Origin of the sequence: Lelliottia wanjuensis (assembly GCF_030238365.1) — a bacterium.
Lineage (GTDB): Bacteria > Pseudomonadota > Gammaproteobacteria > Enterobacterales > Enterobacteriaceae > Enterobacter > Enterobacter wanjuensis.
Genome location: NZ_JASSOT010000069.1, coordinates 65,779 through 73,498, shown reverse-complemented (window position 1 = coordinate 73,498; position 7,720 = coordinate 65,779). Strand labels below are relative to the sequence as shown.

Here is a 7,720-nt window from a genome sequence, read left to right as displayed (position 1 = left end):
ATAACGCTTGCGTACTACGACCGAAAAACCGAGAGTGTGGTCCGGATAGACTAGAAAGTGTTACCTATGTTCCCGGTCTGATCTGTCACCTATGTATCCGGTCATACAGCAGCGCCACCCGGCAAAATGTTACAGCAGCGTCCGAATCCCCGCAATCAACCGCTCAACACCCTGTTCCAGCTTGCGCTTAGGGCATCCGGCGTTCAGGCGTACATACCCGTTACCTTCCACGCCATAAGTGTATCCCGGCATAATCGCCACTTTTTGCTGCTCGATCAGCACTTTTTGCAGCGCTTTATCGTCGATACCTAGCACACTCAAATCGATCCACGCCAGATAGGTCGCTTCCGGCGGCTGCCAGTTCAGCTGCGGAAACGCAGCGTTCAACTGCTCAGCCACGTAGTGCAGATTACTTTCCAGATAGGCGCGCAGCGCATCCAGCCACGCTTCGCCTTGCTCGTAAGCGGCGATATGTGCCGTCAGCGCCAGCACGGAAGGGGATGACAGCCCGTCGCGGCCTTTCAGCGCTTTCAGGTAGCTCGCCCGACTTTCGTCGTCGCCAATCAGCCCGTAGGCGCCGGTCAGCGCCGGAATGTTGAAGCTCTTGGACCCTGAGGTCAGCAGCGCCCACTTGCTCTTCGCCACTTCGTTCCACGGCGTGTGCTGGTGGTCGCCCCACACCATATCCATGTGGATTTCATCGCTGATCACCGCCACGCCGTAGCGGGCGCACAGCTCAGCCATCGTGTTCAGCTCGTCGCGCGTCCAGACTTTTCCGGTCGGGTTTTGCGGGCTGCACAGCAGTAAAATGGTGTTCTCGGGTTTCGCCAACTCGGCTTCCAGTTTCGCCATATCGCACACCCAGCCGGTCGCGCTTTTTTGCATCGAAACCGGAACGACTTTGCGATCGTTGCCCTGCACGGCGTTGTAAAACGCATCGTAGGCCGGGGTGTGGACCACGATGCCGTCGCCCGGTTTTGACCAGATGCGGATAAGCTCAGAGACCATATAGATCACCGAAGGGCCATACACGAGGGATTCTTTATCAATGCGGCTGTTGAACCGCTGCTGGAACCAGTGCGCCACGGCGGCGAGGAATTCGTCATTTTTCCAGCGGCTGTAGCCAAATACGCCGTGGTTGATGCGCTCATGCAGCGCGGCAGTGATGCACGGCGCGGTAGCAAAATCCATATCGGAGATAGTAAAAGGCAGCAGGTCGTCTGCCCCGAAGCGGTCGGCGACGTAATCCCACTGGGTACACCAGGTCCCATGGCGATCGACGACGGTTGAGAAATCAAACATAGCGCTCGTCCTTAAAATAAAACCCCCTTCATGGGAAGGGGGTGAGGTGTCAGGCTTCTACCGTACGCATCAGCGTCGATAGCTCATCTTTGACCGACTGGACCTGCGGCCCAATCACCACCTGCAAATTATGCTGATTCAACTGTACCACGCCGATGGCCCGGTTGGCCTTCAGGGCGTTGGTGTCCACTTTCGACATATCGTTCACCGACAGACGCAGGCGGGTGATGCAGTTATCCAGCGACGTGATGTTATCCGCGCCGCCCAGTGCTGCCAGAATCGCTGGCGTGTTGTAGCCAGATTTACCGACAGTCCCAACCACCGCTTGTTCAGTGCTGGCGGTGTCCGTATCACGGCCAGGGGTTTTCAGGTTAAAGCGGGTGATGGCGAAGCGGAAGATACCGTAGTACACCGCGAACCAGATGGCTGCCACAACCGGTACCAGATACCACTTGGTCGACAGACCGTGCAGGATCCCGAACACCACGAAGTCGATCACGTTGCCGTCGGTGTTACCGATGGTCACGCCCAGAACCGCCATCACGGTGAAGCCCAGACCGGTCAGCACGGCGTGGATGAGATACAGAACCGGGGCGACGAACAGGAACAGGAACTCGATCGGTTCAGTGGTACCGCCGACGACGCAGGCGATGACACCGGAGATCAGCAGGCCTTTAATTTTGTGACGATTTTCAGGGCGTGCGCAGTGGTACATCGCCAGCGCTGCGCCCGGCAGACCGCCCAGGAAGGCCGGCATTTTACCCTGCGACAGGAAGCGAGTCGCGCTCTCAGAGAAGCCGTGGGTGGTCGGGCAGCTCAGCTGCGCCTGGAAGATGGTCAGCGCGCCGCTCACGTCGTGGCCGCACACGTCCATCGTGCCGCCTGCTTCAGTAAAGCGGATCAGCGCCACCAGAATGTGCTGCAAACCAAACGGCAGGAGCAGACGCTCGCCGGTTCCGAAAATCATCGGACCGAAATCGCCTGCGCTGTTAATGATGCGGCCAATACCTGTAATGCCCATCGCGAAGACCGGCCAGATCAGCGGAATGATCAGACCAAACAGACCCATAACAACCAGAGTCGCAATCGGCACAAAGCGGGTGCCGCCGAAGAAGGCCAGGGCGTCCGGCAGGCGGATATTGTGGAAGCGCTCGTGCAGCATCCAGATGATCACACCGGCAATCACCGCACCGAGGATCCCGGTATCGATGGACTGAATGCCCAGCACGCTCTGGATGTTGTTGGCTTTCAGCACCGCGGCGTCGGTGGTAGGCAGAATGCCTTTGGCGGTCAGCCAGAAGTTCACCGCCAGGTTCATCACCGCGTAACCGACGAAACCGGCAAATGCCGCCACGCCTTTGTTCTCGCGCGCCAGCCCCAGCGGGATAGCGATACAGAACATCACCGGCAGGAAGCTAAAAGCAAAGGAGCCGACTTTACTCATCCAGATGAAAATCGCCTGCAGCACCGGATTGCCGAGGAACGGGATCAGCGTAACGACATCATGACTGCTGAGTGAGCTGCCGATCCCGAGCATGATCCCGCAAAACGAGAGCAGTGCCACCGGCAACATAAAGGTTTTACCCAGTTGCTGGAAGAACTCCCACAGCGATATTTTTTGTGCTGCTTTCGCCGTCATAAAACGACTCCTTGATGGTTTAAATGGTTTTAGCTGATTCACTGTGGCGAGAAGATAAAACGTTTTACCAAACTTTAGTGAGCTCTGAATCACATTCTCGTGCTTTAATTAGCAGTATAAATAGAACCTATTGATAAAACGTTTTATCGGACTGCACATCAGGGAGTTGCGCGTTCACATGTCTGTTGCGAAGAAGATCACCATCAATGATGTTGCGCTGGCGGCCGGGGTATCGGTCAGTACCGTTTCGCTGGTCCTCAGCGGAAAAGGGCGCATTTCTCCCGCCACCGGCCAGCGTGTAAACGAGGCGGTGGAGCAGCTGGGGTTTGTGCGTAACCGTCAGGCGGCGTCGCTGCGCGGCGGGCAGAGCGGCGTGATTGGCCTGATTGTGCGCGATCTGACGTCGCCTTTTTATGCGGAACTGACCGCCGGGCTGACGGAAGCGCTCGAAGCGCAGGGGCGGATGGTTTTCTTGCTGCACGGTGGCCGTGAAGCGGAGCAACTGCTGTCGCGTCTGGACATGTTGCTGACCCAGGGCGTGGACGGCGTGATTATCGCCGGAGCGTCGGGTGTGGGCAGTGAACTCTGCGAGCGCGCAGCCGAGAAGGGCGTGCCGCTGGTCTTCGCCTCGCGCGCCAGCTATCTCGATGAAGCCGATACCCTGCGGCCCGACAACATGCAGGCCGCACAAATGCTGACCGAGCATCTTATCCGTCGCGGTCATCAGAAAATCGCCTGGCTGGGCGGGAAAAGCTCCTCACTCACCCGCGCCGAACGCGTGGGCGGCTACTGCTCGACGTTGATCAAATACGGTCTGCCGTTCCACAGCGAATGGGTGGTCGAGTGCGAATCCAGCCAGAAGAAAGCGGCCGAGGCGATGGGGGCGCTGTTGCGCAGCAATCCGACCATCAGCGCGGTGATCTGCTACAACGACATCATTGCGATGGGCGCGTGGTTCGGCCTGATCCGCGCCGGGCGCCAGAGCGGCGAGGGCGGCGTGGAAACCTTCTTCGACCAGCAGGTGGCGCTCGGTGCCTTTGCGGATGTCGGCGAAAACGCGCTGGACGATCTGCCTATTGTCTGGGCCACCACCCCGGCGCGGGAGATGGGGTATACGCTGGCTGACCGGATGATGCAGCGCATCGAGAAATCAGACGTCCAGGCCGGGCACCAGATTGTGTCGGCGCGACTGGTGACGGTGAAGTAAGAAGCATAAGTTTGCTGAATGATCCAGATCAACGGCTGAGGTCAGCGAACGATGCATATTCAGCCTACCTGTTTTGTTCTGTAAAACGATTACCCCATGCAAATCTCCAAAACCCTGCTCGCCTTAGCGTTCATTCCCGCGTTGTCCTTCGCCTCCAGCAATATCGAAGTCGGTTTTTCACCGGAGGGCGGCGCTCAGGAGCTGGTGCTGAAAACCATTAATGAAGCGACAAAATCGATCCGCATGATGTCTTTTTCTTTTAGCGCCCCGGATGTGATGAATGCGCTGGTGGCGGCGCAAAAGCGCGGCGTCGACGTGCAAATAGTGATTGATGAGAAGGGAAACATCAGCAACAAAAGCCTGCTGGCAATGCACTACGTGACGCAAAACGGCATCAAGCTCAGAACGGATAATCACTATCGTATTCAACACGATAAGGTGATTATTACGGATGGGAATACGGTGGAAACGGGCTCATTTAACTTTGCCAAAACGGCGGAGTACAAGAACTCAGAGAACGTGATTGTGATTCATAACGCACCGGACCTGGTGGCGCAGTATCTTGCGCACTGGGAGAACCGCTGGCGGCAGGGGGTGGATTTCTCGTCATAAAAAAAAAGCCGGGTGGCGGCTTCGCCTTACCCGGCCTACAAATCCCTCAGTCGCACTGGCTCTGTAGGCCGGGTAAGCGCAGCGCCACCCGGCGATGTTCACCGTTACTGCTGCGGAGCCGCAGGTACAGCCGGTTCAGGCATTCCCAGCGTTGGCATCCCGAACATGCCGACGAAATCTTCCAGCGGCATTTTCTGCCCGTTCAGAGTCACCTGGCCGTTCGCATACTGCAGGCTGGTGCCGATCACGTTATCTTCCAGCGTCGTGATACGGAACATCTGGCCCATCGCCGCCATGCCTTTCACCTGCTGGCTTGCCAGCTTCGCGGCGTCGGCGTCGTTATACCCTTCAAGCTTCGCAATCTGGGTCATAAACTCGGTCGCCATATCCACCGGAATGGTCAGCTTGCTGTCGATGGATTTCACGCTGCGATCCACTTCCTGCGCCAGCGTCTGCGCTTCACCGGTCGCCGTTGCCGGATCTTTCAGGAACAGAGACAGGTTAAAGTTGGTTTCACCTTTGCTGTTTTTCCAGCTCAGCGGAGCGATGGTGATCACCGGTTCGCCTTTCAGCAGCAGCGGCAGATTGCTTAGCAGCGCATCCATCGCTTTTTGCTGATACAGCTCAGGGTTCTTAGTCATCAACTCTTTATCCGCGAGCAGCGCCTGGCTTTGCGCGCGATACTGCTGGCTAAACTGGTGCCACGCCTGGCCGTCGATATTGCCGATTTTCAGGGTCATTTTGCTTGAGCCCAGATCCTGGTTTTGCACTTTCAGGCTCTTCAGGCTGTAATCCAGCTGGCTGTTAACGGTTTTCTCGTCTTTGGAGATATCAGATTGACCGTTCAGATCCATCCCTTCCAGCACGGCCATCTCTTTGCCTTCTACAGAAATCGCCAGTTTATCGAGGCTGATTTTCTGATCGCCGATGCGCTCATTAAAACTGGTCAGGCGGCTGTTGCCGTCTGCTTTCAGATTATTGAAGGTCATCTGGACTTTCTGATTGTATTCGTTGACCGCGTTCACCAGGCCGCTTTCCGCCGAGCCGCTCAGGGAGAAGACGTTACCCTCGCGATCCGCATCCAGTTTGAAATCGCCGCCGCTGAAGGCCACTTTCTCGTCGCCTTTTTCGTAGTTCAGCGCTTTCAGGGCAATATCAGAGCTGGTATCACCGGCGTAGCTAATGCGCGTATCAATCACAAACGGGGATTCGTTCTTCGCCAGATCGAACAGTGGCTTAGTCGCTTCGTTGTTCACAAGCGTTGTTTTCACCGACGCCATGGAAGGGATCAGGTTGAAATGCTTAAGCTGCGCCAGCGGGAAGGGACCATGATCGACCACTTCGTCCAGCACCACGCTCTGACCGGCTTTCAGCCAGCCGTTCTCCGCTCCCGCAACCGGCTTCACGACCAGCTGCATATGGCTCTTGAAGACGCCGCGCTGGTAGTTCTGATAGCTCAGTTCCAGCCCGGCTTCCGGTGCTGTGCGTTTGATTTCGCTATTGGCCTGCGCCACCATTTCGGCCAGACGGCCTTCCAGCTGTTTGCCTGTAAACCATGACGCACCCGTCCAGACAACCCCTAATGCGACAACAACGCCAACCGCTACAACCGATTTTTTCATCGTGATTATCCCTAAAATGAAACCAGGCGGTAGAAACCGCCTGGAGATATAAAGCCTGTAACTAGCTTAGCAAGAGAGTCGATAAACTTATAGCTTATTGAAGACTCGGGCCAAACGGCCATTACCGCTGATGCTAATCGGGGACTCATTCGCCGCCACAAACGCCGACTCACCCGGCTTTAGCACCAGGCGCTGCTCGCCTTTGCTCAGCACCGCTTCGCCTTCGACGCAGAACAGGATCGCCGCGCTCTGCTGGGAAACTGCCGTCTCTTGCGCGCTCAGGTCGTGCAGGGCAAAGGCAAAATCGTCAACCGGGATTGGGAAGTCCAGCTCCGCACCGTTTTTCACCGGCTGGGTCAGCAGTTCGGCCGCCGGTTTTGCCACGAATTTGACGTTCGCCACCAGTTCAGGGATGTCGATGTACTTCGGCGTCAGACCGGCGCGCAGCACGTTGTCGGAGTTCGCCATCACTTCCAGCGCCACGCCCTGCAGGTAGGCGTGCGGAGTTTCGGCAAACAGGAACATCGCGTCGCCCGGATTGAGTTTCACCACGTTCAGCAGCAGCGGGGAGAACAGGCCGCTGTCGTTCGGGTAGAACTCAGAGATCAGGCGAATAGTCTGCCACGGCTCGCCCTGCTGGCTGTTGAGTGCCGCTTTGAGCACCGCCAGCGCGTGGGATTTTTCGTCGTCCTGCATGTTCAGCAGGCTGGCGAACAGCTGGCTCAGGCCCGCTGCGTCCGGGTTTTCGAGGAAATGGGCGATGGCGTGATGCGCGCCTGCGACCGGTTGCAGCAGAGAGACAATCTCGGAGAACTCGCGGAAGGCGTTCATCGCCAGGAACGGCGTTAAGGCGAACACCAGTTCCGGTTTGTGGTTGGGATCTTTGTAGTTACGCTCGGCGGCATCCAGCGGAATACCCGCCTTATTCTCTTTCGCAAACCCGATCTCAGAGGCTTTCTTGTTCGGGTGAACCTGAATGGAGAGCGGCTGCGCGGCGCACAGCACTTTGAACAGGAACGGCAGTTCGCCAAAACGTTCGGCAACCGCATCGCCCAGCAGCGCGGCTTTATCCGCGTCGATCACATCACGCAGGGAGCGGACCTGGCCGCTGGCGTCTTCAATTTTTGAGCTGCTCTTCGGGTGCGCGCCCATCCACAGCTCCGCCATCGGAAGGTTGTCGGGATTCGCGATACCGTAGAGATCCGTTAACGCAGTTTGACTTCCCCAGGCATAGTTCTGCACTGAGTTGATGAGTTTTTGCATTATCAAGCCCTGTTTCAAATGTGGAATTATCTTCGCGTATTAAAGCAATAAACCGCCCGGAAGTAACCTGCACAT

Annotated in this window: 6 protein-coding genes; 2 read left to right on the top strand and 4 right to left on the bottom strand. The window is 57.0% G+C overall.

From position 1 onward, the window contains the following. Positions 1–129: 129 nt before the first annotated feature. Together QQF33_RS21625 and malX are read right to left on the bottom strand one after the other, a co-directional pair. Complete coding sequence (locus QQF33_RS21625; RefSeq protein ID WP_285144651.1) at positions 130–1,302, bottom strand: MalY/PatB family protein; 1,173 nt, start codon at positions 1,300–1,302, stop codon at positions 130–132. A 49-nt stretch (positions 1,303–1,351) separates the two neighbouring features. Next, positions 1,352–2,941: a maltose/glucose-specific PTS transporter subunit IIBC gene (malX, locus tag QQF33_RS21620; RefSeq protein WP_285144650.1), complete on the bottom strand. Its 1,590-nt coding sequence runs from the start codon at positions 2,939–2,941 to the stop codon at positions 1,352–1,354. 178 nt (positions 2,942–3,119) lie between these two features. Here malX and QQF33_RS21615 point away from each other — a divergent pair, with 178 nt between their 5' ends. After that, positions 3,120–4,148, top strand: coding sequence for a Mal regulon transcriptional regulator MalI (locus tag QQF33_RS21615; protein ID WP_282493257.1), 1,029 nt, complete (start codon positions 3,120–3,122; stop codon positions 4,146–4,148). 96 nt (positions 4,149–4,244) lie between these two features. Continuing rightward, positions 4,245–4,760: a phospholipase D family nuclease gene (locus QQF33_RS21610; RefSeq protein WP_285150237.1), complete on the top strand. Its 516-nt coding sequence runs from the start codon at positions 4,245–4,247 to the stop codon at positions 4,758–4,760. Between the two features lie 104 nt (positions 4,761–4,864). Here the strand turns inward: QQF33_RS21610 and QQF33_RS21605 are convergent, their stop codons facing one another. Both QQF33_RS21605 and manA read right to left on the bottom strand, forming a co-directional pair. Continuing rightward, on the bottom strand, positions 4,865–6,382 hold the full coding sequence (locus tag QQF33_RS21605) for a YdgA family protein (RefSeq protein WP_285150238.1): 1,518 nt from the start codon (positions 6,380–6,382) through the stop codon (positions 4,865–4,867). Between the two features lie 87 nt (positions 6,383–6,469). Then, positions 6,470–7,645: a mannose-6-phosphate isomerase gene (manA, locus tag QQF33_RS21600; protein WP_285150239.1), complete on the bottom strand. Its 1,176-nt coding sequence runs from the start codon at positions 7,643–7,645 to the stop codon at positions 6,470–6,472. Positions 7,646–7,720 lie beyond the last annotated feature (75 nt).

What these genes read in the sequence shown, in the direction of transcription:
- manA (WP_285150239.1), bottom strand. Translation starts at nt 7,645, where the DNA reads ATGCAAAAACTCATCAACTCAGTGCAGAACTATGCCTGGGGAAGTCAA.
- QQF33_RS21610 (WP_285150237.1), top strand. Translation starts at nt 4,245, where the DNA reads ATGCAAATCTCCAAAACCCTGCTCGCCTTAGCGTTCATTCCCGCGTTG.
- QQF33_RS21615 (WP_282493257.1), top strand. Translation starts at nt 3,120, where the DNA reads ATGTCTGTTGCGAAGAAGATCACCATCAATGATGTTGCGCTGGCGGCC.
- malX (WP_285144650.1), bottom strand. Translation starts at nt 2,941, where the DNA reads ATGACGGCGAAAGCAGCACAAAAAATATCGCTGTGGGAGTTCTTCCAG.
- QQF33_RS21625 (WP_285144651.1), bottom strand. Translation starts at nt 1,302, where the DNA reads ATGTTTGATTTCTCAACCGTCGTCGATCGCCATGGGACCTGGTGTACC.
- QQF33_RS21605 (WP_285150238.1), bottom strand. Translation starts at nt 6,382, where the DNA reads ATGAAAAAATCGGTTGTAGCGGTTGGCGTTGTTGTCGCATTAGGGGTT.